The following is a 26,627-nucleotide window of genomic DNA, read 5'->3' as shown; positions in this document are numbered from 1 at the left end:
TTTAATTCAAGGAGCCGGAGATGTTCCGTCCCAAGTTGTTGTTCACCAGCCTCGCCGCCCTGGCACTGGGCGCCTGTACACCTGCCGATCCACAGGCGGTGACTTCGGCTGCGATCGCCAAACAGGTGATCCTGCCGACCTACAGTCGCTGGGTAGACGCCGACCGCCAACTGGCGAGCAGCGCTTTGGCGTTCTGCGAAGGCAAGACCGATTTGCAGACTGCCCGTGCTGACTTCCTCAAAGCGCAGAAAACCTGGGCCGAACTGCAACCGTTGTTGATCGGCCCGCTGGCTGAAGGCAACCGCTCCTGGCAGGTTCAATTCTGGCCTGACAAGAAAAACCTGGTCGGCCGGCAGGTTGAACAACTGGTCACTGCGCAGCCGTCGGTCAGCGTTGAAGAGCTGACCAAGGCCAGCGTTGTGGTTCAGGGTCTGTCTGCCTATGAATACATTTTGTTCGATGCAGGCATCGACATGGCCAGCGCCGAACACAAAGCCCGTTATTGCCCGCTGCTGACCGCCATTGGTGCCCGGCAGAAACTGCTCGCCGAAGAAATCCTCAACGGCTGGAACAGCAACGACGGCATGCTCGCGCAGTTGAGCAAGTTCCCCAACAACCGCTATGCCGACTCCCACGAGGCGATCGCCGAGCTACTGCGCGTGCAGGTCACAGCCCTCGATACCCTGAAGAAGAAACTCGGTACGCCGCTGGGCCGTCAGTCCAAGGGCGTGCCGCAGCCATTCCAGGCCGACTCGTGGCGCAGCAAGGCCTCGTTAAGCAGCCTGGAAGCCAGCCTGCTGAGCGCTGAAAGCGTCTGGACCGGGGTGGACAACAAAGGCTTGCGTGGCCTGCTGCCCGCCAACCAGAAACCGCTGGCCGACAAGATCGACGCTGCCTATGCGAACAGCCGCAAACTGCTCTCGGCACTCACTCCGCCACTGGCTGACCTGCTCGACAGTGAGGCCGGGCGCCAGCAGCTCAATGCGTTCTACGACAGCTTGAATGTCGTGCATCGTCTGCATGAAGGTGAGCTGGCCAAGGCTTTAGGCATTCAGTTGGGCTTCAACGCCAACGACGGCGACTGACGCAGAGGGGATAGATGATGTTGCGACGCCAGGCTCTGGCGCTAGGCAGCCTGCTGCTCAGTGCATTCACACTCGGTGGCTGGAGTCTGTTCCGGCAAAACGGCAGCAGCCCCTTGCTGCTGTCCGCCCGCGATGACGCCGACGGCAAGCACTACGCCGTGGGCTATCGGCTTGATGGCAAGCAGGTGTTCGCCACTGAAGTCGCCCAGCGCTGCCACGACATCATCAATCATCCCGAGCTGCCGCTGGCAGTGTTCATTGCCCGCCGCCCCGGCACGCAGAGCTACCTGATTGACCTGCGTGACGGCAAATTGCTGCAAACCATCACCGCACAGCCGAACCGGCACTTCTATGGCCATGCGGTGATCCACAGCAGCGGTGAATGGCTGTACGCCACGGAAAACGACACGCGTGATCCTGGTCGGGGTGTGCTGGGGGTCTATCGTTTCGTCAATCAGCGCCTGGAACACAGTGGCGAAATTTCCACTCATGGTATTGGTCCGCATCAGGTTTCGTGGATGCCGGATGGCGAAACCCTGATCGTCGCCAATGGTGGTATCCGCACCGAAGCCGAAAGCCGGGTCGAGATGAACCTCGATGCCATGCAACCGAGCCTGGTGCTGATGCAGCGTGACGGCACCCTGCTGAGCAAGGAAACCCTGAGCCAGCAGATGAACAGCGTACGGCACCTGGCCGTAGCCAGCGATGGCACCATCGTTGCCGGCCAGCAGTTCATGGGGGACTCTCAGGAGTTGGCCGAGTTGCTGGCGATCAAGCGGCCCGGACAGCCGTTCGAACCCTTTGCCGTGGCCGAACAGCAATTGCGCGCCATGAACCACTACACCGCCAGTGTCGCGATTCATAACGAACTGCGGCTGGTCGCCCTGACCGCGCCGCGGGCCAACCGGCTGTTTATCTGGGACCTGGACAGCGCCGCCCTGAAGCTGGATGCCTCAATGCCGGACTGTGCTGGCGTGGGCGCCGTACAGGACGGCTTTGTGGTGACCTCTGGCCAGGGGCGTTGCCGTTTCTATGATTGCCGTCAGGCAACCTTGCAGCCCAAGCCACTGGAGCTGCCTGGCGCGTTCTGGGATAACCACCTGCACCTGGCTTGATAGCAGCGTCGTACCGCCCCGAAACATCCAGGCTGCTGTCAGGACACCTGAAAACCGGCACCCGCCTTGATGCGCTCAAGCACTGCGCTGGCACTGCTACGGTCGTAAATTACCGAAGCGTCGCGCAGGCGGCGCTCCAGATCCTGATCGCGCAAACACAGCATCTCTTCTGCCTGAAGCTGGGCTGCGGTTTCCTGCTGCTGCTGACGGATGGAATCGAGGGTATCAGCCACGACCTGAAGGCGTGCTGCCGGTTCACGACGTGATGTGGACAGGCTGGTCTGGGCCTGCTGGACAAAGTCGGTGTCGCGCAAGAGTTCGATCTGTTTTTTCAGCGCCCGAAGTTTGCTTTCATTCATTTCAAGTGCCTGACGCAGATTATCAACGCTTCTGGCATATTCGTTGGCAATCCGGGTGTCTTCAATCAGCAACAGTTCAAGCCGGCCGACCTGCCCGGCAACATCCATGGCCAGATTCTTATCGCCGGTTGCCAGCGCGTTGCCGACCACCCTGGTGCGTTCGTTCAGTTGCTCACGGGTCTGTTCGGCTTCCCTGGCGGCCAGTATCTGTTTGGTCATCAGATTGGCAAAGTTCGAGCGCCCGACCCCGACTTGCTCTTCTGCTGCGCAGATTTCCTGATCGAGGATACGCAATGCCTGACGAGCCATAACGGCTTCGGCAGTATCATTGGCGCCGCCGCGCAACGCGATCAGCAGTTTCGTCCAGATCCGGCCCATGAGAGTTTCCTTGTGCTCTGACACAATAGATAAGAAAGGAATCAGCAACTAACCCGGACAAGACGATGGCATATTTAAATTTATTAATATGCAAGAAACAGTATTTATATTTGTAGGAATATTCCACAGAGTAAAAAGTTATTTACTCGACACTGGAAACTTGACACGTTCTATCAGCGTATCAATGAGGGTTTTCAAGAAAACTCGGAGAATGAGGGGCAGGCAGGCAAGGCAAACACCGGAGTCAGCACCACCCCGGTGAAATACTCAGTAGAAAGCACTTTTAAAAACCAGGGCGAGACCGCCAGCGTAATACCGATTACGGTCCCGCAAAACAGGCTCGGAGGGCCCCTATAAAAACCACCTGCATTGGCATCGCTACGATGGCGCGCGTAGCGCCGCAGAGCCCAGGTGTTTAGAGCTGCGCGTTCAGCTTTTCGTACCAGTCCCTTGCAGCAAGCTGTACAGCAACAGCAGAAAGTCATGATCGGGCTGCGCCGTTTGCAGCGGCTTGGCGGCCCGTGGCAACGGGCAATAGCCTTCACCATGAGGCGTACTGAGTATCCTGGTTGAGGGTTGCTCCCATGCAGCGACCGCCATGGTGGTAGTCGCCAAGGCTGCAACCAGAAACAAACCTCTAGCCATTTCTAGTTTCATTAACCTAACCCCTTGAGAGCGCTGCCAAACGCTGTCTGGTAAAAGTAGATCAACTTATCCCAGTCGCAGAGGCTAAATGACGAATGGCGTCGTAATTGCCGCAGATCATGCCGCGCCGCCCGGCCAGCCGTCAGGCGCTTGCGGGCTTTTTCCAGATCAAGCAAGGCCACCTGGACCTCGGCCTGCTCGCCTTCGCCGGTGACCTTCACGAAAACATGCTTGCTGTACAGGCAACTATGTTGCCAACGCCCGCGGTGCATCCGCGCCAGGCTTTCAGCCAGTACCTGGAGCAGGCGGTCGTGCACTTGTTCACCGTGTCGCTCACGACCACCTGAGGCGTACCAGTGATCGATTTCTTCGAATCCGTTCAAGGCCTCGGTGACCAGCAGCGCCCGCCACTGCCCCTGTTGGTCGCGTTCGGCGCCACAAAAGACAATGTTCGGCACACTGACGCCCAGGCTACGCAACCCTTCCAGAGCATCCTGCTCGCGCAGGACTGTAGGCCGGCCCAGAGGGTAGCGCCAACTGCGATAGACATGCCCGGCCTGACGTTTGACATACAACAGCTGACCGTTATCGGCCCATACCCGCTGCACCCCGCTTTCGCCACCGCGGCGCACGTTGGGCTGCTCAACCCATTCGCCATGCAGCCCCCAAAAGCGTCCGAAGCTGCTGTCAGCTACTTCCAGTGTCATCTGTCCGGCCATTACCTGCCCATCCTTTTATTGTTTGCGTAGTAGATAGACTCGCCACATCGCATACATCGGCAGGAAGTCCAGACGCTTCTGGATGTTGAAACCTGCCTGTTCAAATTCTTTCTCGACCGTTGCTGCCGGTAACACAAAACGGTTCTGGTAACCGTCGGCCCCACTTTGCGGGGTACCGGAACCATTGCGCTTGCGCTCAAGACGCTTGCGTTTCCAGGCCTTGAAATTGCCGTCGACCCACAGCGAGACGATGACACTGTCTCGCGAGACCCGGTGAAACTCCCGTAATAGAGCAGCCCGATGCTGCGCCTGACCAACATGGTGCAACAAGCGCATGCAAAAGATGCTGTCTACTGCATTGTCCGGCAGGTCGATGGCAAAGGCTGATGTCTGCAAAGGTTGTACCCGTTGTACGACATCTTCCGGCTGAGCATGACGCGCGGTTCTGAGCATATCGGCCGAATTGTCCGCACCGATGATCAAACGCTCTGGTTTTTCGGCCAGCAATGGCCAGAAGCGCCCTGCGCCACAAGGCAAATCCAGAACCAGACCAGGGTCACCGGCAAGGCGCAATGCCTTGCGGGCCAACTGCTCGTCGCGCTGATGGGACAAGCGACGCCACAAACCGTTCCGATGTTTTTCCAGATATTGGCGGGCGTGGCTGTCGTCGTATTTGTTGGAAAACTCCAGTTCGATGCGCTTGTTCATAAACGTCTCCGATTCAGATGGCGCCACGATAGGTGCCCGTCCGTCTGCATCAGGTCATGTTTATGTGAAAAAAAAGTCGCGCAAGCCCATGGAATGTTTCTATAGATTACAGGTAGTTACGAGCCTCTGAAGAACACTGCCAGTCCCTCAGGGCCTGGCAGTCTCCAGGCTGACCTTGAACCGGCAGCCGTTGGGCTCCATCGGGCTCAGGCTGACGGTCCAGCCCTGGTTCGCGCAAATGCGCTGAACCAGCGACAACCCCAGCCCCAGGCCTTCACCGCGCTGCTCATTGCCCCGTACGAACGGCTCGAACATGGCCTCACGCTTCTCTTCCGGAATGCCCACGCCGCTGTCTTCGACCATAAAGCCTTCACCCTGCAGGGTCAAAGCGATGAACCCCTGATCGGTGTAGTGCAGCGCATTACGCAACAGGTTGCCCATCACCGCCAACAGAAAGGTCGCGTTGTAGCTGATATCAGAAACCTGGTCGGGCTCGGGCGGGTTGTAGATCAGTTGCAGCCCTTTGCTTTCGATTGGCCCGCGCCACTGGGCAATCAGCTGCTCGGCGGTGCCGGTCAACGTGGCCCTTGGCGTCATGGTCGGATCTTCACGCTGGGTACGCGCCAGCATCAGGAACGTCTGCACCAGGTCGCGCATTTCTTCACAGGCCCGTGCGATACGCTCAACCTGACGCCGGGCACGCTGGTCCAGCGCCGGATTCTCCAGTAACAATTCGCAGGAGCTGGCCAGGACCATCAGTGGCGTGCGCAATTCATGGCTGACATCACTGGTGAACATCCGCTCGCGGGTCAGAGCCTGACGCAAACGCCCCAGTGTGGCGTCGAACGCACCCGCCAGCTCACCCACTTCATCGGCGGCATAATCGGGTGCCAACGGCGGAGCCAGGCCCAGCAACTGGTCGCGGTGGCGCACCTGACGCGCCAGGCGCACCACCGGTGCCATTACCCGACGGGCCAGCACCCAGCCAAGGAATACCGCCAGGGCCAGGGCCAGCACGAAGCCCACCAGCACCACGGCAAACAGCACGCGCTCGCGCTCTTCAAAATCGCTCTGGTCCTGCAGCAGCGCATAATGCCGACCGTCGACCACTTCGATCATCGCGTGATAGGAAGACGGTCCGCGAAACACTTCGTGAAAGCCTGGCTCCAGATGACGAATGTCCTGTGGCAGGTCGAAATCGCCCGGACCATTGCTGAAATAGAACAGTTGGTCCTGTTTCGGACGATGGCTCCAGTCGCTGACGCTGTCGGCCAGCAACAGCCGATTGAGATCACCGCCCAGGCCGGCGGAAATGAGTTTTTCTTCGACCAGGTGAACCGTGGAGATAATGCCCACGGCGAAGGATCCGGCCACCAGTGCACTCATCAGCGCAAAGGCGATGATGATCCGTTGGGCAAGACTTTGCTTAAACTCCATCCCGGCCCTCGGCCAACCGATAGCCTACACCGTGCACAGTCTGCAACAAGGCTTTAGGAAAGGGTTTGTCGATCACCTGGCGTAACTGGTGAACATGGCTGCGCAGGCTGTCGCTGTCCGGGCAGTCGTCGCCCCACAGTGCCTCTTCAAGAATTTCCCGACGTAACACGTGCGGGCTCTTTTGCATCAACACCGCCAGCAGCTTGAGGCCCACCGGGTTGAGCTTGAGCATCCGCCCGTCGCGGGTGACTTCCAGGGTATCAAGGTCGTAGACCAGGTCAGCGACCTGGAGGGTACGCCGACCGCCCCCCTGGGCACGACGCAGCACCGCTTCGATACGGGCTGCCAGTTCAGACAAGGCAAAAGGTTTGAGCAGATAATCGTCGGCCCCCGAACGGAAACCTTGCAGACGGTCATCCAGTTGATCGCGAGCGGTGAGCATGATCACCGGAGTATCACGGCGGGCATCTTCACGCAGGCGCTTGCACAGCGTGTAGCCATCAATGCCCGGAAGCATGATGTCCAGCACGATCAGGTCATAGTGTTCGGTCGCCGCCAGATGCAGTCCCGAGAGGCCGTCCTGGGCACAATCGACTGTGTATCCCTTCATACTCAGGTAGTCGGCCAGGTTCGCCAGAATATCGCGGTTGTCCTCGACCAGAAGAATTCGCATAGGGCTCTCCGCATGCAATTAAGGCTGGCGCAGCTTAGGCAGATACCCCAACGCGGTGCAAGCCGCCACCGGGTATCGATTAATCTGCTGAAACGCTTTCGGCTCAGCCAGCAGAAATGAAGAACCCCGCACAAGGCGGGGTTCTGCGGTGACGCAAAGGGGTAAGGCTGGCTTACATCATGCCGCCCATGCCACCCATGCCGCCCATGTCAGGCATACCGCCTGCAGCAGGCTTGTCTTCAGCGATATCGGCAATCATCGCTTCAGTGGTGATCATCAGGCTGGCAATCGACGAAGCCGCTTGCAGAGCCGAACGAGTCACTTTGGCCGGGTCCAGGATACCCAGGTCGATCATGTCGCCGTATTCACCGGTCGCAGCGTTGTAACCGAAGTTACCCGAACCTTGCTTGACCTTGTCGACCACCACGCTTGGCTCGTCGCCGGAGTTGGCAACGATCTGACGCAGAGGCGCTTCAACGGCACGACGCAGCAGAGCGATACCGACGTTCTGGTCGGCGTTGTCGCCTTGCAGACCTTCGATAGCCTGCAGGGAGCGGACCAGTGCCACGCCACCGCCAGGAACCACGCCTTCTTCAACGGCTGCACGGGTAGCGTGCAGGGCGTCTTCAACGCGGGCTTTCTTCTCTTTCATTTCGACTTCGGAACCGGCGCCGACCTTGATCACCGCAACACCGCCGGACAGCTTGGCCAGACGCTCTTGCAGTTTCTCTTTGTCGTAGTCGGAGCTGGTGTCGCCGATCTGCTGACGGATCTGGGCGATACGCGCATCGATGTCGGTCTTGTTGCCCGAGCCGTCGATGATGGTGGTATTTTCTTTGTTCAGTACAACGCGCTTGGCGTTACCCAGGTGCTCCAGAGTGGTGCTTTCCAGGCTCAGGCCGATCTCTTCGGAGATCACGGTGCCACCGGTCAGGACCGCGATGTCCTGCAGCATGGCCTTGCGGCGATCGCCGAAGCCTGGGGCCTTGACCGCAGCAACCTTGACGATACCGCGCATGTTGTTGACAACCAGAGTCGCCAGGGCTTCGCCTTCGACGTCTTCAGCAACGATCAGCAGCGGACGGCCGGCTTTGGCAACGGCTTCCAGCACTGGCAGCATTTCGCGGATGTTGGAGATCTTCTTGTCAACCAGCAGCAGCAGCGGGCTGTCGAGCTCGGCAACCATGGTGTCGGGCTTGTTGATGAAGTACGGCGACAGGTAGCCACGGTCGAACTGCATGCCTTCCACGACGGACAGTTCGTTTTCCAGGCCCGAGCCTTCCTCGACGGTGATAACGCCGTCTTTGGTCACTTTTTCCATGGCTTCAGCAATGATGTCGCCGATGGAAGTGTCGGAGTTGGCCGAGATGGTACCCACCTGGGCAATTGCCTTGGTGTCAGTGCAAGGCTTGGACAGCGCCTTGAGCTGAACAACGATGGCCGCAGTGGCCTTGTCGATGCCGCGCTTGAGGTCCATCGGGTTCATGCCGGCAGCGACGGCTTTCAGGCCTTCGTTGACGATGGCCTGGGCCAGTACGGTAGCGGTGGTGGTACCGTCACCGGCGTCGTCGTTGGCGCGGGACGCTACGTCCTTGACCAGTTGCGCGCCCATGTTTTCGAAGCGGTCTTTCAGTTCGATTTCTTTGGCGACCGATACGCCGTCCTTGGTGATCAGAGGAGCACCGAAGCTCTTCTCGATGATCACGTTACGGCCTTTCGGGCCCAGGGTAGCTTTTACTGCGTCAGCCAGGACGTTAACGCCTGCGAGCATTTTTTTACGGCCGGCATCGCCGAATTTAACTTCTTTAGCAGCCATGATCGTTATTCCTTGAATACTGTGTAGTAGCGGGAAATTGAGCGGGGAAGACTCAGCCTTCGATAACCGCGAGAATCTCGTTCTCGCTCATTACCAGCAGGTCTTCGCCGTCTACTTTCACGGTGTTGCTGCCGGAGTAAGGGCCAAATACGACTTTGTCACCCACTTTCACGGCCAGCGCACGGACTTCACCGTTGTCCAGAACACGGCCGGTACCTGCAGCGACGATTTCGCCACGGTTTGGCTTCTCGGCAGCCGAACCTGGCAGCACGATGCCACCGGCAGTTTTCGTTTCTTCTTCGCTGCGACGGATTACGACGCGGTCATGCAGAGGACGAAGCTTCATTGTCGATCTCCTGATTGTGTTTGTAAGTCCGGTGAAGGCACCGGCGAGTTAAAAATCCGGCCTTGCCGGTTACGGTTCGATAGGCGAACCGCAGAAAACGGTCTGGCGTCTGAGCCAGAAACCTTGCGGTGACACATAGATAAGGGCGCCGCAGGTGATTACAAGTGCAGCCCGAAAAAAATTTTACAACGGCCTCAAACGCATACGGCACCCGAAGGTGCCGTATCGAGCGAACACGGGGGATTACTTGTCGCGATGCTCGAACTCACCTTCGATGACATCGGGCTCACGGGTTGGCTGATGAATAGCCCCATGCTGGCCGGCGCCGGGATGCTGGTGATGACGCAGGTCGTCAGCAAACGCACGCTGGCGCATGGCCTGGTCTTCGGCCCGCTTGCGCAGCTTGCCGATCAGCAGGCGACGGGTGAACGGCAACAGACACAGCACGCCCAGCACGTCACTGATGAACCCCGGCAGCAGCAACAGACCACCGCCGACCGCGACAGTCAGCCCCTCCAGCATCTGCTGTGCGGGCAATTCACCGCGAGCCAGGCTCTCACGCGCACTCAGGGCGGTGGCCAGACCGGCGACACGCATCACAAAGAACCCAAGTGCCGAGGTCGCCAGCACCAGCAGGAATGTCCACAGAAAACCAATGGACATGCCGACTTTTACCAGAACGAACAGCTCAAGCACCGGGAACAATAAAAACAGCAGCAGAAAAGCACGCATCGAATAGTTTCCTCTACGCAAGAACGTCTTGCTGTAGACCTTAAGTGATGTCGGAAAGTCGTTAAATCAAGCCACAGGCGACTCGGGAACCGGCCATTCTGCCGCGCGGGCCAGATAAACCAAGGCTTCGCGAACCTGTGTCGGTGTGTTGCAAACCTGTGCAAAGGGCAACCAGTACAGCGCCTGACCGATGCGCAAGTGCATGCCCTCACTGTCCAGGCCGACCATCTGCGCCGGCTCGGTCTGCGGCAGGCCGGCCAGTTGCACATAATGGGCAATGGCCTGCGCATGGTCCTGATTCATGTGCTCGACCATACCGGTCTCGCTAGCCCCGGCGAACGGGTTGGCCAGCGCGACCTCATCGAGCCAGTGGATGGCACCGAAACCACCAATATAGCGATAGCGGACCGGCGTCAGCAGCCAGAAATCGAAATCGTGGGCGCTATGGTAATTCTGCGACTCCGGGAAGTAACGGTAGTAGCGCTGCGCGGCCGCCTCGATAGCGGCCGGGTCGGTCAGCTTGTGTCCTTCAGCCATCAAGGTAATGCGCCCCACGGCCTGAACGTTGGCCGCCTCACGCTCGCCCACCAGCAACGAACACTTGGGGTCCTGAAGCAGGTTGTGAGTGTGCTGAGCGATGCGGCTGATCAGGATCAGCGGCCTGCCCTGCTCGTCCAGGCAATACGGGACGACCGAGCCGAACGGAAAACCGGGCATCGACTTCGAATGCGTGGACAACACGCCGCGGTACTCGCGCAACAACAGCTCACGCGCCGACCTGGATGCTTTGCCGCTCATCATGACTCCTCTATCAGTTATTACGGGTCCGGTAGTCAGCAGTGCCGAAGGGCTGCTATACCTGTCACGAGCCCCGGCATGGCCGACATGCCATCACTATGATTTGCTAGTGAGCACGTTTATGGAACTGAAAGGCAAGTTAATCATTATTACCGGTGGATGCCAGGGTCTGGGACTGGCCATGGCCCGCGACCTGGCCGGGCGCGGCGCGAATCTGGCGCTGCTGGATCTGGATCAGGCCAAACTCGATCAGGCAGTCACCAGCCTCACGACCCAAGGCGTGCAGGTCCGCGCTTACCTGTGTAACGTCGCCAACGAGGCGCAGGTCATCGACACCGTCGCGCGGATTGCAGAAGACTTCGGCCCGATTCATGGCCTGGTGAACAACGCCGGGATTTTGCGCGACGGCATGCTACTCAAGGTCAAGGACGGACAGATCAGCACCATGAGCCTGGCCCAGTGGCAATCGGTGATCGACGTCAACCTGACCGGTGTATTCCTGTGCACCCGCGAGGTGGCGGCAAAAATGGTCGAACAGCAGAGCCAGGGCGCGATCGTGAATATTTCTTCAATCTCGCGTGCCGGCAACATTGGCCAGACCAATTATGCCGCCTCCAAAGCCGGCGTGGTGGCCGCCACCGTGACCTGGGCCAGGGAACTGGCGCGTTTCGGTATTCGCGTTGCCGCAGTGGCGCCGGGCTTTATCGAGACTGAAATGACTGCCAGCATGAAACCCGAGGCCCTGGAGAAGATGACCTCGGCCATCCCGCTCAAGCGGATGGGCAAGCCCGAAGAGATCGCCCGCTCAGTGGCGTTCATTCTGGAAAATGACTATTTCAGCGGGCGGGTGCTGGAGGTGGATGGGGCAATGCGGATCTGACACCGGCATCGCCCGAATGATGTATTACCAGGTCACCCCAAAACCTGCGGTGTAGCGGGTCTTGTTGATATCACCGTCGTTGGATCCGCTGATGATGTCGCGCCCGGCCTTGACGTTCAGCGATGCCCAGTCGGTGACCTTGTAGCGCAGGCCGACCTCGACATCCAGCGAGTAATCGGCCACGCCACTGAGCGGCTTGCCCAGCTCGCCGTTGGTGAAGAACTCGAATTTCTTGCCGACCAGGTAGCGGTTGTAATCCCAGGTCCCGGCCAGCGCATAGAAGTTTTCTTTCTGGCCGTTAGAGAACTCGTAGTCGGTGCGGTTGAGCAGCCCGCCGACCTTGAACGCACCCAGCTCGTCATCCCAGAACTGATAACCCGGACCGGTACCGACGGTACGCTCGCGGCTCAGGTCTTCGATCTTGTCGCGCTTGTAGTTGACCCGGCCGTCCCAGTAAAACTTGTCGGTCAGGAAGTAATCGAGCGAGTAGTCAGCGCTCCAGTTATCGGTGCTGACCACATCGTCCTGAGTCTCGCGGTTGTACTCGCCCTTGGCGTTGTGCCGCCAGCGGTCGTGACGCGCCGTGGTCTTGAACGACACCGCGTAGTCATCGGTGTTCTTTTCCGCACGCTGGAAATCGATTGCCGCGTCAATGTTGCCCTTCCACACCAGATCGGTGATGACCGGTTTTGGCTTGACGATTTGCTGGATGCTGGCCAGCTCGACAGTCTTGGGCGCATCGCCGTTGGCCAGTACCACCTGACCGTCTTCACCGGCCTGCAGCGACTTGGCCACCTCGCCGGTGTACTGGTTCTGCTTGACCAGCAGCGGCTCCTTGCTTTCCAGGGTCTTGATCTTGCTCCAGTCCAGCGGGATCGCTCCACCGTAGTCAGTCTGCAGCAGCAGCTTGCCGCCGTCGAAGAGCTTGATGGTACCGGTCAGCCGGTCACCGTTTTTCAACCAGACAGTATCGGCGAGCAATGGCGTGGAGGCGGTAGTGATGGCGAGGCACAACAGGGTTCTGGACAACATAAGCAACGACTAGGCTCTGTTTGGCGGAGAATTCAGGCATTATCCGTCGGATCGCTCCAGTAGACCGAATACCGCGGGCGCGAGTACCAATGACCGCACGAACGGTCTGTAGTTCAAACACTCGAATCTCTGTGCTGCCTGCACGTGTGGACAAGATAGCGCCGTGACCATGCCCCCTGCATCCTCTGAATCCGAACCGTCGCCGGCCCAGTTGCGCCGTGATGCCCTGTACCTGACGCTCGCCCAGATTCCGGCCGGCTGCGTCACCAGTTACGGGGAACTGGCGCAACTGGCCGGGCTGGGCCGGGCAGCGCGCTGGGTCGGCCGGACCCTGAGCCAGTTGCCGGAAGGCTCCAGCCTGCCATGGCACCGGGTGATTGGGGCCGGTGGCCGGTTGAGCCTGCCAGCCGGCACCGCCTCAGGTGACGAGCAGCGTGCCCGGTTACGCGCCGAAGGCATTACCATCCGCAACAATCGGGTCGATATGCAACGCCATCGCTGGCGTCCCATGTAGCAGTGAGGTTAGAGTGCGCCCTTTGTTTTTCAGTTACCTGAGGCAGTCCCTAGCTCATGCCCCGTAAAACCTGGCGCGCCGCGCTCGCCGCTTATGCCAGCCCATCGACGCTCGTGCTGCTACTGCTCGGCTTTGCCGCCGGTCTGCCTTATATGCTGGTGTTCTCGACCCTGTCGGTATGGCTGCGTGAAGCCGGGGTTGCTCGGGAAACCATTGGTTACGCCAGCCTGATCGGGCTGGCCTATGCCTTCAAATGGGTCTGGTCACCGCTGCTCGACCAGTGGCGCCTGCCAATGCTCGGCAAACTCGGCAGGCGCCGCTCCTGGCTGGTGCTTTCGCAGATTCTGGTGATCCTCGGGCTGATTGGCATGGGTTTTTGCGACCCGCAACAGCATCTGTCCTGGCTGATCGCGATTGCCGTGGTGGTCGCCTTCGCCTCTGCGACCCAGGATATCGCCATTGATGCCTATCGCCTGGAAATCGCCGACGACACCCGGCAGGCCGCGCTGGCAGCCAGCTACATGTCCGGTTATCGGGTCGCCGCACTGCTGTCGACCGCTGGCGCGCTGTATTTCGCCGAGGGCTTTGGCTCTACCGGCTTTGCCTACAAGCACTCGGCCTGGACCGGCGTCTATGTGTTATTCGGCCTGTTGATGCTGCCGGCGCTGATCACCACGTTCATCATGCGCGAGCCACCGGTGGCGCTGCGTACCCAGTTGTCGGCGGCGCGCTACGGTTTCATTCATCAGCTGGCCTCGGTTTTCGTCTTGATCGTGCTGCTGGTCTCGGTTCCGGCGCTGTTTACCCAGCTGTACAACACCGACTTTGCCAGCGTGCTGTTCGGCAATGTCGGCTGGGTGGATCTGCTGCTGGAAGACCGCGCCTTTCTGCGCGCCATCCTCTACGCGCTGCTCAGCGGCGCGTGCCTGTCGGCGATGGGCCGTCGCGGCCTGGCGCCGGTACTGACCCCGATCAACGACTTCATCCTGCGTTATCGATGGCAAGCGCTGCTGCTGTTGGGGCTGATCGCAACCTACCGGATGTCCGATACGGTGATGGGGGTCATGGCCAATGTGTTTTATATCGACCAGGGCTTTACCAAGGAGCAGATCGCCAGTGTCAGCAAGATCTTCGGTCTGATCATGACCCTGATCGGCGCCGGTGCGGGCGGGCTGCTGATTGTGCGGTTCGGCATCATGCCGATTCTCTTCATTGGTGGCCTGGCCTCGGCGGCGACCAATATCCTGTTTCTGATGCTCGCGGACATGGGCCCGAATGTGCAGATGCTGGTGGTGACCATTTCGCTGGACAACTTCAGTTCAGGACTGGCGACTTCGGCGTTCGTGGCGTATCTGTCGAGCCTGACCAACCTGAGTTTCTCGGCGACCCAATATGCGTTGCTCAGTTCGATCATGCTGTTGCTGCCGCGCCTGATTGGCGGCTATTCAGGGGTGATGGTAGAGAAGTTCGGCTACCACAATTTCTTCCTGATCACGGCACTTCTGGGGGTGCCGACGCTGATCATGATTATCTTGCAGTGGAGCCGCGAGCTGCGGCAAAAGCCTGCCGTGACGCTTGAGAAGACTGAGGTTTAACGCGGCAGGAGCAGCTTCAGCCCCGAAGACTATTCTTTTTGTACAAGGGTCTTTGCCGCGGTTGTCTGAACTGCGGGTTTCGCCCCGACGGGCGACCCTATTTTGTGCTTGGCAAAATAGGGGAAAACCGCTTGCTCCTGGTTTGGGTCCGCCCTGCGGGCGGACTTCCCTCCGTGGCGCCGATTCGCGGCGTCTGTGCCATCTCGGCTTGAAGATCAAAAGCAACATCAACGGCAGCGGCTACAGCAAGAGCAGCTAGCGGTGGCCCGTTACCGATCTCAACCCTTGCTCAACTGCACCACTTGTTGCTGGTACTGGATTTCAATGCCAGCCGCTTTGAGGCGGTCGCGGGCTTCGAGGTTGAACTTTGACAGCACATCACCGAGGTCGCCGGTTTTGGCCCATACCCGCAGTTGCAGGGCGATGGCGTTGTCGCCCAAGGCATTGACCACCGCCTGGGGCGCCGGGTCTTTGAGCACACGTGGGTCGTCGGCCATTTCCAGCAACACTTGCAGGGCGGCTTTGAGGTCGCTGTCGTAACCAACCTTGACGTCGAACACGCCTTTGCGGGTCGGCTGGCGGTTGGTATTGGTGATGATGCCATTGGATAACACGCCATTGGGTACGATGACGGTACGGTTGTCGCCGGTGCGCAGGATGGTGTGGAAGATCTGAATGTTATCAACCGTACCAGCCATGTTCTGGAACTCGATCCAGTCACCAATACGGAACGGCCGGAACAGCAGAATCAATACGCCACCGGCGAAGTTCGACAGGCTGCCTTGCAGCGCCAGGCCAATGGCCAGACCGGCAGCACCGATGGCCGCGACGAAGGAGGTGGTTTCGACACCGATCATCGATGCCACGCTGATGACCAGCATTACTTTGAGCGCAATATTGGCCAGACTGCTGACAAAGCCCTGCAACGCCCGATCAGCATTACGCAGCGCCAGCAAGGCGCCAATCCGGTCGGTCAGACGGTTAATCAGCCACCAGCCGATGGTCAGGGTCACCAGTGCCAGCAACAGTTTGCTGCCGTATTGCATGACCATCGGGATCCAGGCCTGGGAAATCTTCCACAGCTGGTCCACTTCGGCATTCAAATCCATACATCTACTCCTTAAAACCTGTTTTTCGCCAACGCCAAAACCCTCCCGCACCAGAGCAAAGGAGTCATTTCAGGGCTGATACGCTGCGTGGGACGCGCTCAGGCCGCCAGGGTTCCCTGGCCGGCCAGTATCAAGCGCTGAGCCGGCCGGCCTGGCAGGCCAGCCGGACGGAACACTCAATCGCGGAAGTTGTTGTATTGCAGCGGCAGTTCAGCGTCGTAGGCACGCAACAGGGCGATGGCGTCCTGCAGGTCGTCTCGCTTCTTGCCGGTGATGCGCAGTTGCTCGCCTTGAATGGCGGCCTGGACCTTGAGTTTGGAGTCTTTGATGTGGGCAACGATCTTCTTGGCCTGCTCTTTGTCGATGCCTTCGCGCAAGGTCGCTTCCTGTTTGCTGACCTTACCGGAAGCGTAGGGGTCTTTGACTTCCAGGCATTTGACGTCAATCTTGCGCTTGACCAGCGACAGTTTGAGAATCTCGATCATCGCTTCGAGCTGAAACTCTGCCTCGGCGGTCAGGGTCACGACCAGGTCTTTATCGTTGAATTCGAAAGAACCCTTGCCCTTGAGGTCATAACGGCGGTCCAGCTCCTTGATCGCGTTGTCGACGGCATTGGTGACTTCGTGTTTATCCAATTCGGACACTACGTCGAACGAAGGCATGTATTTTCTCCAGATGAACGGCGTGTTCGGTAATTCACCCACACGCGTGACTTGACGGTACGAAAGAGCGCTCATTATAACGGGACTTTTCCAGCCTTTACTGCGAGCCTTCATCTGCATGCGTGCATCTTGTACCCCATTTTCGGTTGCGAACGGCTGATGAAGACCTGGCACATCCTCGGCGCCGGCAGCCTCGGTACACTGTGGGCCACTCGGTTGGCCCGTGCCGGCTTGCCGGTCTGCCTGATACTGCGCGATCAAGCTCGCCTGGCGCAGTATCGCAACCACGGCAGTCATCTGACTCTGGTGACTCAAGAGGGTTGCGAGCGATTGTCCATCGACGCCCGGACGCTCGATGACCATGCACCGATCGAACGCCTGCTGGTGGCCTGCAAGGCTTACGATGCCGAGCAGGCCGTTGCTCAACTGGCAAGCCACCTGGTCCCCGGCGCGCAGGTCATCCTGCTGCAGAATGGCCTGGGCAGCCAGGAGGCAGTAGCGGCCCGTATTCCCGAAGCACGCTGTATCTTCGCCTCCAGCACCGAAGGCGCGTTCCGCGAAGCCGACTGGCAGGTGCGCTTTGCCGGGCACGGCTTCACCTGGCTGGGCGATGCCGCCGACCCTGCCCCGCCGTCGGCGCTGCTCGAAGAGCTGCACTGCGCTGGCATCCCCCATCAATGGACCCCGGATATCCTGACCCGCCTGTGGCGCAAGCTGGCACTCAATTGCGCGATCAATCCGCTGACCGTGCTGCACAGCTGCCGTAACGGCGATCTGTTGCAACACCCCTGCGAGGTCGCGACCCTGTGCGATGAACTGACCGGCCTGCTGCAGTGTTGCGGCCAACCGGCAGCCGCGAGCGATCTGCATGAAGAAGTGCTGCGGGTGATCCGGGCCACAGCGGCGAACTTCTCGTCGATGTACCAGGATGTCGCGCACGGCCGCCGCACCGAAATCAGTTACCTGCTCGGTTACGCCTGTGCGGCGGCGCAGCGCCATCAATATGCGCTGCCTCATTTGCAGCAATTGCACCGGCGTCTGGCACAACATCTGGCCAGCAAGGGTTTGCGTAGCGACTAGCCCGCGCTACCCTGCGCTTTCCAATCCTCGCTCCGTGACGTGCCTATGCAACTGCGCCAGCGCCTAGACAACCTGCCGGTAGGCCAGAAGCTGCTGGCCGCGCTGCTGGTCCTGCTGACCACCGTATTACTGGTCGCCAACCTGACCTTCATCAGTGCGGCCTATTACATCTCTCAGGAAGCCATGGCGCCGCAAGCGCTGCAAACCATCGGCCGTTTGATCAGCAGTGCTTACCTCAACGAGCGGGCGCTGAACTCCCCCGCCGACGCCCAGGCCTTGCTCCACGAACTGAAAAGTTACGGCCCGCTGCGCGCAGCGGCGGTCTACGACAATGACGGCACTCGCCTGGCACAACACCAGCAGGGCGATCCACTGGAGCTGCCGCTGCGCTATGACGAGATCCAGAACTGGCGCCTGACCGAATTTCGCAGCACCCAGCTGATCCCGGTGCCCAAGGGCGACCAGGCGCCTGGCCATCTGTTGCTGGTGGCCAGCAGCGAGTTGCCCGGCGCGTTCTACAGCGGCACGCTGACCGCCAGTGTCGGCATCCTGATCTTCAGTATCCTGCTGTGGATCGTGGTGGCCCGGCAGATTCGCCGCTTGATCACCGAGCCCATTTACCAGCTTGAACAACTGTCACGTCAGGTGACCCGTGAAGAAAACTACGCACTGCGGGTGCGCACGGGCAACAAAGATGAAATCGGCAGCCTGGCCTCGGCGTTCAACACCATGCTGGCGCGCATTGAAGCCCGGGAGCAGCAGCTCAAACGCGCCCGCGATGATGCTCAGGAGGCATTCGACCAGGCCCATGGGCTGGCTGAAGAAACCCGCCGCACCAACCGCAAGCTGGAGCTGGAAGTCCAGGTGCGCAGCAAGATCGAGAAGAAACTCACCGGATTTCAGAATTACCTGAACAGCATCATCGACTCGATGCCCTCAGCGATGATTGCCCTGGATGAACAGCTCTACGTCACCCAGTGGAATCAGCAAGCCACGCTTCTATCGGAGACGCCGCTGGACGAAGCGCTTAACCAGCCGATTTTCATCGCCTTCGAACCGATGCGGGCGTTCATGCCACAACTCAAACACACCGTAGAACAACACAAGGTCACCCTGATCGAGCGGGTGACCTGGATCAAACACGATGTCCCGCGCCATTACGCAGTGACCTTCTACCCGCTCAGTGGCGATGCGGGCCGCGGCGTGGTGATCCGTATCGATGACATCACCCAGCGCATCTCGCTGGAAGAGATGATGGTGCAGTCCGAGAAAATGCTCTCGGTCGGCGGCCTGGCAGCCGGCATGGCCCATGAGATCAACAATCCGCTGGGCGCGATCCTGCACAATGTGCAGAACATCCGCCGTCGGTTGTCTGCGGACCTGCCGAAGAATCTTGAACAAGCCCAGAGCGACGGCATCGACCTGCAACTGGTCAATCAATACCTGATTGGCCGCGAGGTCCCGCAGTTGCTCGACGGCATCCAGCAGGCCGGTGCACGGGCGGCGAAGATCGTCAGCCACATGCTCAACTTCAGCCGCCTGAGCAATCGGCAACTGGCGCCATGCGATCTGCCAGCGCTGATCGACCAGGCGCTGGAGATCGCCAGCAACGACTTTGATCTGACCGTGGGCTTTGATTTCAAGGGCCAGCACATCATTCGGCAGTTTGATCCGCAACTGGGGCCGGTGCCCTGCACCGCCAATGAGCTGGAGCAGGTGCTGCTCAACCTGTTGAAGAACGCAGCCCAGGCCATCCACCAGCGCCCGGAAAACAGCGAACCGGGTCGCATCACCCTCAGAACCCGGCTCAACCCGCCGTGGGCCGAAATCCAGGTCGAAGACAACGGCATAGGAATGACAGAAAACGTGCGCAAACGCACCTTTGAGCCGTTCTTTACCACCAAGGAGATTGGCCAGGGCACCGGGCTGGGCCTGTCGGTGTCGTACTTCATCATCACCAATAACCACAAGGGCCAGATGGAGGTGCAGTCGACTATCGGTCAGGGCACCTGCTTCACCCTGCGCCTGCCGCTGGACGCCAATCAGGTCATGGTGCCGGCGCACATCATCAGCAAGCTTTGATCAGGAGCGACGTACATGGGCTTTCGTCTGTCGAAAATCTACACACGCCAGGGTGACCGTGGTGAAACCGGGCTGGGCGACGGACGCCGGGTGCCCAAGGATCATCCGCGTATCGAGGCCATTGGCGAGGTCGACACCCTCAATAGTCAGTTGGGCTTGCTGCTGGCGGGGTTAACGCAACAGAGCGAGAAGTACCCGGCGCTGGCCGAACTGATCCAGGTTCTGGCGCCCTGCCAGCACCGGCTGTTCGATCTGGGCGGTGAATTGGCGATGCCGGCCTATCAGGCGCTGGACACTAACGAAATTGAACGCCTGGAGGCCGCGATCGACCTGTGGAATGAAGAACTGGGGCCGCTGGAGAATTTCATTCTGCCCGGTGGCTCGGCACTCATTGCTCAGGCCCATGTGTGCCGCAGCGCCGCGCGCACCGCCGAACGCCGCTGCCAGCAGCTCAACAGTAGCGAGCCGTTGCAGGGCGTGGGGCTGGCCTATATCAACCGGCTGTCAGACCTGTTGTTCGTCGCCGCCCGGCTGATCGCCCGCCGCCAGGGCGTGGCAGAGATTCTCTGGCAGGCGGCGCCCAAACCGTAGGAGTTGCCGGGCGGCGATCCGCTTTAGCAACGAAAGCTTCCCGGCTAAAGCCAATACTGTTCAGTTAAGTACTGCATGCCTTTGTAGGAGCGACCTTGGTCGCGAAGAGGGCGGCACATTCGCAGCAGATGCTGTGACTTTCCTGGCCCTTTCGCGACCAAGGTCGCTCCCACAGAGATCTGTGGTGCTTAACAGAACAGTATTGCGGCTAAAGCCGGTCCTACAGGCTAATGCCGGTCTCAATGATCCGCTGGCCAGAACGCGCGGATACCGGCCACGCCCTGAGCACCGCTGTCCCAGGCGCGCTGAACCTGTTGTGGGCCAACCCCGCCCAGCAGGAACACAGGCTTGCCAAAACCGGCAATCAGTTGCGTCGCCTGCTCCCAGCCCAGTGGTTGCGCCTCAGGGTGGGTCTGGGTCGGCTGCACCGGCGACAGGGTGACGAAGTCCACCCCCATCTGCGTCGCCAAGCTCAGTTCTTCAGCGTTATGGCACGAGGCGGCCAGCCAGCGCTCGACCGGGAACGGGCGGCCACGGCTGGCGTATTTACGCAGTTGTTCGGCGGTCAGGTGCCAGCCGGCAGACGGGAAGTCGCCCAGCCACTCTAACGGACCCTTGAGCATCAATTGCGCCTTGCCGGCGCACAAGCCAACGGCATCCACCGCCAGGTCGCGATAGGCCGGATCATAGCCACGCGGCGCCCGCAACTGGAGCAGCTTGGCGCCCTGGGCAATGGCCTTTTGCATGCCGCGCAACAACTCGCCGTTCTCCAGCCCCTCTGGAGTAATCAGGTACTCGCTGGGCAAGCGGGCCGCCGCGACGATCGGTGCATTGGCGGCTGGAAACTCGTAATCGGCCAACTGCCGCGGCGCGACCCAGGCCAGCGGCTGGCCTTCGGCGCCGTGGGGTTCACCGCTGAACGCCGATACATCCCAGACATCCAGTAACACATGCTTGTCCGGATAATCGTGGGCAATCCGGATCAACGGCCGCGCCGTCTCGACCTGAATGCCCAGCTCTTCCTGCAACTCGCGGCCAAGGGCGGCACGCGGTGCCTCACCCTGCTCGACCTTGCCACCGGGAAACTCCCACAGGCCACCCTGATGCTGGGTATCGGCGCGTCGGGCAATGAGGATTCGGCCATCGTGACCGCGAATCACGGCCGCCACTACGTGGACTCGTTTCACAACTCGGGTTCCTCCTGGCCTGCCTGCAACCAGCGCTGGAAAGCAGGCCATTGGTAAATGGTGTCGGTGTATACCTGAAAGGTCATCATCAGTGCCGCTCGCAGGATGTGAGGCGCGCAGTAACCAGCAGAAGTCGCACCGATGACCAACGATCAGGTGCCGCGACATGTTACATGGCTCACAGGGTTGAGCCGGATGGGCGATGTGCCGCTCCTGTACAGCAGACAGGAGCGGCTACCAATCAGGTGCGGTATTCGGCGTTGATCTTCACGTACTCGTGAGACAGGTCGGTGGTCCAGATGGTCTCGCTGCAATCACCACGGCCCAGCTCGATGCGGATGGTGATTTCTTCGCGTGCCATGACCTCGGAGCCCTGGGCTTCGGTGTAGGTCGCGGCGCGGCCACCCTTGCTGGCGATGCACACTTCGCCGAGGAACACGTCGATCTTGCTGACATCCAGGTCCGGCACGCCAGCACGGCCAACGGCAGCCAGGATCCGGCCCCAGTTCGGGTCCGAGGCAAACAGTGCGGTCTTGATCAACGGCGAATGCGCTACGGCGTAGCCGACATCCAGACACTCTTGGTGGTTGCCGCCACCGTTGACTTCGACAGTCACGAACTTGGTAGCGCCTTCACCATCACGGACGATGGCCTGGGCCACTTCCATGCAGACGTCGAAAACGGCTTTTTTCAGTGCCTCGAACAACGGGCCTTTGGCTTCACTGATTTCTGGTACATCAGCCTGCCCCGTGGCAATCAGCATGCAGCAGTCGTTGGTCGAGGTATCGCCGTCGATGGTGATGCGGTTGAACGACTTGTTCGACCCGTCGAGGATCAAGTCCTTCAGCACGCTCTGCGCAACTTTGGCGTCGGTGGCGATGTAGCCGAGCATGGTGGCCATATTCGGGCGGATCATGCCCGCGCCCTTGCTGATGCCGGTCACAGTGACCGTCACGCCTTCGTGCTGGAACTGACGGCTGGCACCCTTGGGCAGAGTATCAGTGGTCATGATGCCAGTGGCAGCAGCAGCCCAGTTGTCGACCGACAGATCGTCCAGGGCGGCCTGCAGAGCGCCTTCGATCTTTTCGACCGGCAGCGGCTCACCGATTACACCGGTAGAGAATGGCAATACGGCCTCAGCAGGCACGCCGGTCAGCTGTGCGAGCTTGTCGCAGGTACGCTTGGCCGCGATCAGACCTGGCTCGCCAGTGCCGGCGTTGGCGTTGCCGGTGTTGGTCAGCAGGTAGCGAACGCTGCCCTGAACGCGCTGTTTGGCAATGATCACCGGCGCCGCGCAAAAGGCGTTGAGGGTGAAGACACCGGCAACGCTGGAGCCTTCGGCACAGCGCATCACCACTACATCCTTGCGCCCCGGACGCTTGATACCGGCCGAGGCGATACCCAGTTCAAAACCGGGAACCGGGTGCAATGTAGGCAAAGGACCAAGACCAACAGCCATGCGTGCGCTCCTTGAGCTTTATCTGCGCCGTCCGCTCATCGGTACGGCGATCAATGGTAAAACGCCGCGACGGCAAGACCGGTCGCGGCGTGGGTGTAAACGCTCAGAACTTAACTGATCTGACCGTGGCAGTGTTTGAATTTCTTGCCCGAACCACACCAGCACACTTCGTTACGACCCAGCTTCTGGTCGTTACGCACCGGCGCGCTGGCCACAGCAACCTCGGCGCCCTCCTCAACCTCGCCAGCGGCTACCTGTTCAAGACCTGGCGCTTCGGCATGCTGAAACTGCATGCGCTGAGCCAGCTCTTCGGCGTCGCGGCGCAGACGGGCTTCTTCTTCCTCGGGGTCTTCGCGGCGGACCTGAACGTGCGACAGCACACGGATGGTGTCGCGCTTGATCGAGTCGAGCAGTTCCTGGAACAGGTTGAACGACTCGCGCTTGTACTCCTGCTTCGGGTTCTTCTGCGCATAACCGCGCAGGTGGATGCCGTGGCGCAGGTGATCCATGGTCGACAGGTGGTCTTTCCACAGGTCGTCGAGCACGCGCAGCAGAATCTGCTTCTCGAAGGTGCGCAGCGCGTCGGCACTGGCCTGTTCTTCTTTCTCGTTGTAAGCAGTCAGCAGTTCGGCCAGCAGTTTTTCACGCAGCGTCTCTTCGTGCAGGTGGTCGTCTTCGTCCAGCCACTGCTGCACAGGCAGCTTGACGGCAAAGTCCGACACCAGCGCAGATTCCAGGCCAGCCACGTCCCACTGCTCGGGCAGCGACTGCGGTGGAATGTGCTGGCTGATCAGGTTGTTCAGCACTTCTTCGCGGAACTCGGCAATGGTGTCGCCAATGTTGGTGGCCGACAGCAGGCTGTTACGCATGTGGTAGATCACTTTACGCTGCTCGTTGGCAACGTCGTCGAACTCCAGCAGTTGCTTGCGGATGTCGAAGTTACGGCCTTCGACCTTGCGCTGAGCCTTCTCGATGGCGTTGGTCACCATGCGGTGCTCAATGGCCTCACCAGACTGCATGCCCAGCGCCTTCATGAAGTTCTTCACCCGGTCAGAGGCAAAGATGCGCATCAGGCTGTCTTCCAGCGACAGGTAGAACCGGCTGGAACCGGTATCGCCCTGACGGCCGGCACGACCGCGCAACTGGTTGTCGATACGACGAGATTCGTGACGTTCGGAGGCGATCACATGCAGACCACCGGCCTCGATCACTTGCTGGTGACGCTTCTGCCAGTCAGCCTTGATCTGGGCGATCTGCTCAGGCGTCGGGTTCTCCAGGTTGGCGACTTCGACTTCCCAGTTACCGCCGAGCAGAATGTCGGTACCACGACCGGCCATGTTGGTGGCGATGGTCAGCGCGCCCGGACGGCCCGCCTGGGCGATGATCTCGGCTTCTTTTTCGTGGAACTTGGCGTTGAGAACCTTGTGATCGATGCCTTCCTTGCGCAGCAGGGCCGACATGTGCTCCGAGGTCTCGATGGTCGCGGTACCGACCAGGATCGGCCGGTTCTCGGCCACACAGGCCTTGATGTCGGCGATGATCGCGGCGTACTTCTCTTCGGCGGTCAGGTACACCAGGTCATTGAAATCCTTGCGCGCCAACGGCTTGTTGGGCGGAATGACCATCACTTCCAGGTTGTAGATCTGCTGGAATTCGAACGCTTCGGTGTCTGCCGTACCGGTCATGCCCGAAAGTTTGGTGTACAGGCGGAAATAGTTCTGGAAGGTGGTCGATGCCAGGGTCTGGCTCTCGGCCTGGATGTTCAGGTTTTCCTTGGCCTCGATGGCCTGATGCAGGCCTTCGGACAGGCGACGGCCGGGCATGGTCCGACCGGTGTGCTCGTCAACCAGCAGCACCTGACCGTCCTGGACGATGTACTCGACGTTGCGGTTGAACAGCTTGTGCGCGCGCAGGCCAGCATAGACGTGGGTCAGCAGGCCCAGGTTGTGCGCCGAATACAGGCTCTCGCCTTCGGCCAGCAGACCGGCCTCGGTGAGCATCTCTTCGATGAACTGGTGACCGGCCTCGTTGAGTTCAACCTGGCGGCTTTTCTCGTCGATGCTGAAGTGGCCCTCCTGGGTCACCTGGCCTTCGACTTCCTCGATGTGCTGGCGCAGTTTTGGAATCAGGCGGTTGATTTCGGTGTACAGGCGCGAGCTGTCTTCGGCCTGGCCGGAGATGATCAGCGGCGTACGGGCTTCGTCGATCAGGATCGAGTCGACTTCGTCGATCACGGCGAAGTTGAGTTCACGCTGGAATTTGTCTTCGACACTGAACGCCATGTTGTCGCGCAGGTAGTCGAAGCCGAATTCGTTGTTGGTGCCGTAGGTGATGTCGGCGGCATAGGCTGCGCGCTTCTCTTCCGGCGGCTGGAATGGCGTGACGATGCCTACGGTCAGGCCGAGGAATTCGTACAACGGACGCATCCAGTTGGCGTCACGCCGGGCCAGGTAGTCGTTGACCGTGACCACGTGCACGCCCTTGCCGGACAGCGCGTTCAGGTAGACACCCAGAGTACCGACCAGGGTCTTGCCCTCACCGGTACGCATCTCAGCGATCTTGCCCTCGTGCAGGGTCATGCCGCCAATCAGCTGGACGTCGAAGTGGCGCATGCCCATCACCCGCTTGCCGGCTTCACGCGCAACGGCAAAGGCTTCAGGAAGCAGTTGATCGAGGGTTTCGCCTTTCGCTATGCGGGCCTTGAACTCTTCGGTCTTGGCGCGCAGTTGCTCGTCCGAAAGAGCTACCATTTTCTCTTCGAAGGCATTGACGATCTGTACCGTCTTGAGCATGCGCTTTACTTCACGCTCGTTCTTGCTTCCAAAAAGTTTTTTTAACAAAGGCGCAAACATATCGACAGGATCTTCCACACATAGGAATGGAGGGCGGCCCCGTGAGTCGCCCGTGCGACCCTCATGGTCGCATGCGAACGAGCATTCTACCCGGAAACGATGGTGAGGAAAGTGGCGTTATTCCACGATGCTGGCACAGCGCTGTTAGGGGGCAGTGTTTCAATGGGGGCTTTTTATCCGACTTCAAGGCTCGACGTTGATGAAACTTGTCACCCGCCTCGTTCGCAGCCCGGCACAGCAGCAGCCCGCCGGGCAAGCACGTCACTTTCTGTTAATATTGCAGCCTCGCTTTCCCAAGGCAACGCATCAATGGCCTTCCGCCCCCTCGACGCCCGCTCCCCTGCCGTACTGCTACGTGACGCCAAGCCGCTACGGGCGATCTTCCGCCAGGCCGAGCGCCTGACCCATCTGCAGCGCCTGCTTGAAAGCCAGTTGCAACCGGCAGCCCGCGAACACTGCCGGGTGGCCTCCTGGCGCGAAGGTTGTCTGCTGCTGGTAGTGACCGACGGCCACTGGGCCACGCGCTTGCGTTACCAGCAACGGCGGCTGCAGCGCCAACTGGTGATGTTCGACGAATTCGCCAGCCTGATGCGCATCCAGTTCAAGGTCCAGCCACCCTCGCCGCCCCAGGGCGCAGCGACCCATACCATCGATTTGTCGATCAGCGCTGCCGAAAACATCCAGGCCACGGCCGAGGGTATCAGCGACCCCAAACTGCGCGCCGCCCTCGAACGGCTGGCCAGCCACGCCACCCCCAAGCCATAGCACTGGTC

The 26,627-nt window shown here is 60.0% G+C and carries 25 protein-coding genes; 9 read left to right on the top strand and 16 right to left on the bottom strand.

Translation table 11 applies throughout. The annotated features are described in order from the left end of the window. Positions 1-20 precede the first annotated feature (20 nt). Complete coding sequence (locus tag NJC38_RS08180; RefSeq protein ID WP_045488116.1) at positions 21-1,085, top strand: imelysin family protein; 1,065 nt, start codon at positions 21-23, stop codon at positions 1,083-1,085. Between the two features lie 17 nt (positions 1,086-1,102). Continuing rightward, positions 1,103-2,200: a DUF1513 domain-containing protein gene (locus tag NJC38_RS08175; protein ID WP_253113668.1), complete on the top strand. Its 1,098-nt coding sequence runs from the start codon at positions 1,103-1,105 to the stop codon at positions 2,198-2,200. Positions 2,201-2,238: 38 nt separating this feature from the next. Here the strand turns inward: NJC38_RS08175 and NJC38_RS08170 are convergent, their stop codons facing one another. The 10 genes from NJC38_RS08170 to NJC38_RS08125 form a co-directional block, all read right to left on the bottom strand. Continuing rightward, positions 2,239-2,937 carry a PspA/IM30 family protein gene (locus NJC38_RS08170; protein WP_253113139.1) on the bottom strand — a complete coding sequence of 233 codons (699 nt, stop codon included), beginning with the start codon at positions 2,935-2,937 and terminating at the stop codon, positions 2,239-2,241. Between the two features lie 429 nt (positions 2,938-3,366). After that, positions 3,367-3,594: a hypothetical protein gene (locus NJC38_RS08165; RefSeq protein WP_045488108.1), complete on the bottom strand. Its 228-nt coding sequence runs from the start codon at positions 3,592-3,594 to the stop codon at positions 3,367-3,369. After that, positions 3,594-4,289 (bottom strand): lipopolysaccharide kinase InaA family protein, encoded by a 696-nt coding sequence (locus NJC38_RS08160; protein WP_253113657.1) that lies wholly within the window; start codon positions 4,287-4,289, stop codon positions 3,594-3,596. The genes NJC38_RS08165 and NJC38_RS08160 overlap by 1 nt, the downstream gene beginning before the upstream one ends. 27 nt (positions 4,290-4,316) lie before the next feature. Next, on the bottom strand, positions 4,317-5,009 hold the full coding sequence (locus NJC38_RS08155; RefSeq protein ID WP_253113655.1) for a class I SAM-dependent methyltransferase: 693 nt from the start codon (positions 5,007-5,009) through the stop codon (positions 4,317-4,319). 147 nt (positions 5,010-5,156) lie between these two features. Continuing rightward, positions 5,157-6,446 (bottom strand): HAMP domain-containing sensor histidine kinase, encoded by a 1,290-nt coding sequence (locus tag NJC38_RS08150; protein ID WP_045488097.1) that lies wholly within the window; start codon positions 6,444-6,446, stop codon positions 5,157-5,159. Next, on the bottom strand, positions 6,436-7,119 hold the full coding sequence (gene colR, locus NJC38_RS08145) for a two-component system response regulator ColR (RefSeq protein ID WP_045488094.1): 684 nt from the start codon (positions 7,117-7,119) through the stop codon (positions 6,436-6,438). The genes NJC38_RS08150 and colR overlap by 11 nt, the downstream gene beginning before the upstream one ends. Positions 7,120-7,291: 172 nt before the next feature. Further along, on the bottom strand, positions 7,292-8,935 hold the full coding sequence (gene groL / locus NJC38_RS08140; RefSeq protein ID WP_045488091.1) for a chaperonin GroEL: 1,644 nt from the start codon (positions 8,933-8,935) through the stop codon (positions 7,292-7,294). 52 nt (positions 8,936-8,987) lie between these two features. Continuing rightward, positions 8,988-9,281 carry a co-chaperone GroES gene (locus tag NJC38_RS08135; protein ID WP_045488088.1) on the bottom strand — a complete coding sequence of 98 codons (294 nt, stop codon included), beginning with the start codon at positions 9,279-9,281 and terminating at the stop codon, positions 8,988-8,990. 243 nt (positions 9,282-9,524) lie between these two features. Next, positions 9,525-10,013 carry an FxsA family protein gene (locus NJC38_RS08130; RefSeq protein ID WP_253113136.1) on the bottom strand — a complete coding sequence of 163 codons (489 nt, stop codon included), beginning with the start codon at positions 10,011-10,013 and terminating at the stop codon, positions 9,525-9,527. A gap of 66 nt (positions 10,014-10,079) precedes the next feature. Continuing rightward, positions 10,080-10,811 carry a DUF2470 domain-containing protein gene (locus tag NJC38_RS08125; RefSeq protein WP_253113133.1) on the bottom strand — a complete coding sequence of 244 codons (732 nt, stop codon included), beginning with the start codon at positions 10,809-10,811 and terminating at the stop codon, positions 10,080-10,082. Positions 10,812-10,932: 121 nt separating this feature from the next. Between NJC38_RS08125 and NJC38_RS08120 the strand changes: the two genes are divergently transcribed. Next, entirely contained in the window at positions 10,933-11,691 is a 759-nt protein-coding gene (locus NJC38_RS08120) for an SDR family oxidoreductase (RefSeq protein WP_253113125.1), read from the top strand. 24 nt (positions 11,692-11,715) lie between these two features. On the opposite strand, the gene NJC38_RS08115 is transcribed toward NJC38_RS08120, so the two are convergent. Further along, the gene (locus tag NJC38_RS08115; protein ID WP_253113123.1) at positions 11,716-12,723 is read right to left on the bottom strand and encodes a DUF481 domain-containing protein; all 1,008 of its coding nucleotides are present in this window, start codon (positions 12,721-12,723) and stop codon (positions 11,716-11,718) included. A gap of 169 nt (positions 12,724-12,892) precedes the next feature. On the opposite strand from NJC38_RS08115, the gene NJC38_RS08110 reads away from it, so the two are divergent. After that, on the top strand, positions 12,893-13,237 hold the full coding sequence (locus tag NJC38_RS08110) for an MGMT family protein (RefSeq protein ID WP_253113652.1): 345 nt from the start codon (positions 12,893-12,895) through the stop codon (positions 13,235-13,237). A 56-nt stretch (positions 13,238-13,293) separates the two neighbouring features. Beyond that, complete coding sequence (locus NJC38_RS08105; protein WP_045488075.1) at positions 13,294-14,832, top strand: AmpG family muropeptide MFS transporter; 1,539 nt, start codon at positions 13,294-13,296, stop codon at positions 14,830-14,832. Positions 14,833-15,110: 278 nt separating this feature from the next. Here NJC38_RS08105 and NJC38_RS08100 read toward each other — a convergent pair whose 3' ends face one another. Further along, entirely contained in the window at positions 15,111-15,941 is an 831-nt protein-coding gene (locus tag NJC38_RS08100; protein WP_253113120.1) for a mechanosensitive ion channel family protein, read from the bottom strand. Positions 15,942-16,117: 176 nt separating this feature from the next. Further along, positions 16,118-16,603: a YajQ family cyclic di-GMP-binding protein gene (locus tag NJC38_RS08095; protein ID WP_045488069.1), complete on the bottom strand. Its 486-nt coding sequence runs from the start codon at positions 16,601-16,603 to the stop codon at positions 16,118-16,120. Between the two features lie 156 nt (positions 16,604-16,759). Here NJC38_RS08095 and NJC38_RS08090 point away from each other — a divergent pair, with 156 nt between their 5' ends. The 3 genes from NJC38_RS08090 to NJC38_RS08080 are packed head-to-tail and all read left to right on the top strand — an operon-like array spanning position 16,760 to position 20,356. Next, the gene (locus NJC38_RS08090) at positions 16,760-17,683 is read left to right on the top strand and encodes a putative 2-dehydropantoate 2-reductase (RefSeq protein WP_253113650.1); all 924 of its coding nucleotides are present in this window, start codon (positions 16,760-16,762) and stop codon (positions 17,681-17,683) included. Positions 17,684-17,728: 45 nt separating this feature from the next. Beyond that, on the top strand, positions 17,729-19,765 hold the full coding sequence (locus NJC38_RS08085; RefSeq protein WP_253113116.1) for an ATP-binding protein: 2,037 nt from the start codon (positions 17,729-17,731) through the stop codon (positions 19,763-19,765). 15 nt (positions 19,766-19,780) lie between these two features. Continuing rightward, positions 19,781-20,356, top strand: coding sequence for a cob(I)yrinic acid a,c-diamide adenosyltransferase (locus NJC38_RS08080; RefSeq protein WP_045488062.1), 576 nt, complete (start codon positions 19,781-19,783; stop codon positions 20,354-20,356). Positions 20,357-20,595: 239 nt separating this feature from the next. Here the strand turns inward: NJC38_RS08080 and NJC38_RS08075 are convergent, their stop codons facing one another. From NJC38_RS08075 to secA, 3 genes are all read right to left on the bottom strand, one after another. After that, a complete protein-coding gene (locus NJC38_RS08075) occupies positions 20,596-21,543 on the bottom strand; it encodes a Nudix family hydrolase (RefSeq protein WP_253113114.1) in 948 nt (315 codons plus the stop codon). 241 nt (positions 21,544-21,784) lie between these two features. Next, positions 21,785-23,002, bottom strand: a complete 1,218-nt coding sequence (argJ, locus tag NJC38_RS08070; RefSeq protein WP_045488057.1) for a bifunctional glutamate N-acetyltransferase/amino-acid acetyltransferase ArgJ — start codon at positions 23,000-23,002, stop codon at positions 21,785-21,787. A gap of 110 nt (positions 23,003-23,112) precedes the next feature. Beyond that, positions 23,113-25,854 carry a preprotein translocase subunit SecA gene (gene secA / locus NJC38_RS08065; protein WP_045488054.1) on the bottom strand — a complete coding sequence of 914 codons (2,742 nt, stop codon included), beginning with the start codon at positions 25,852-25,854 and terminating at the stop codon, positions 23,113-23,115. Positions 25,855-26,163: 309 nt separating this feature from the next. On the opposite strand from secA, the gene NJC38_RS08060 reads away from it, so the two are divergent. Further along, on the top strand, positions 26,164-26,619 hold the full coding sequence (locus NJC38_RS08060; protein WP_253113112.1) for a DciA family protein: 456 nt from the start codon (positions 26,164-26,166) through the stop codon (positions 26,617-26,619). Positions 26,620-26,627: the final 8 nt, after the last annotated feature.

Origin of the sequence: Pseudomonas sp. 21LCFQ010, assembly GCF_024129905.1 — a bacterium.
Lineage (GTDB): Bacteria > Pseudomonadota > Gammaproteobacteria > Pseudomonadales > Pseudomonadaceae > Aquipseudomonas.
This window is presented reverse-complemented; position numbering and strand designations above follow the sequence as displayed.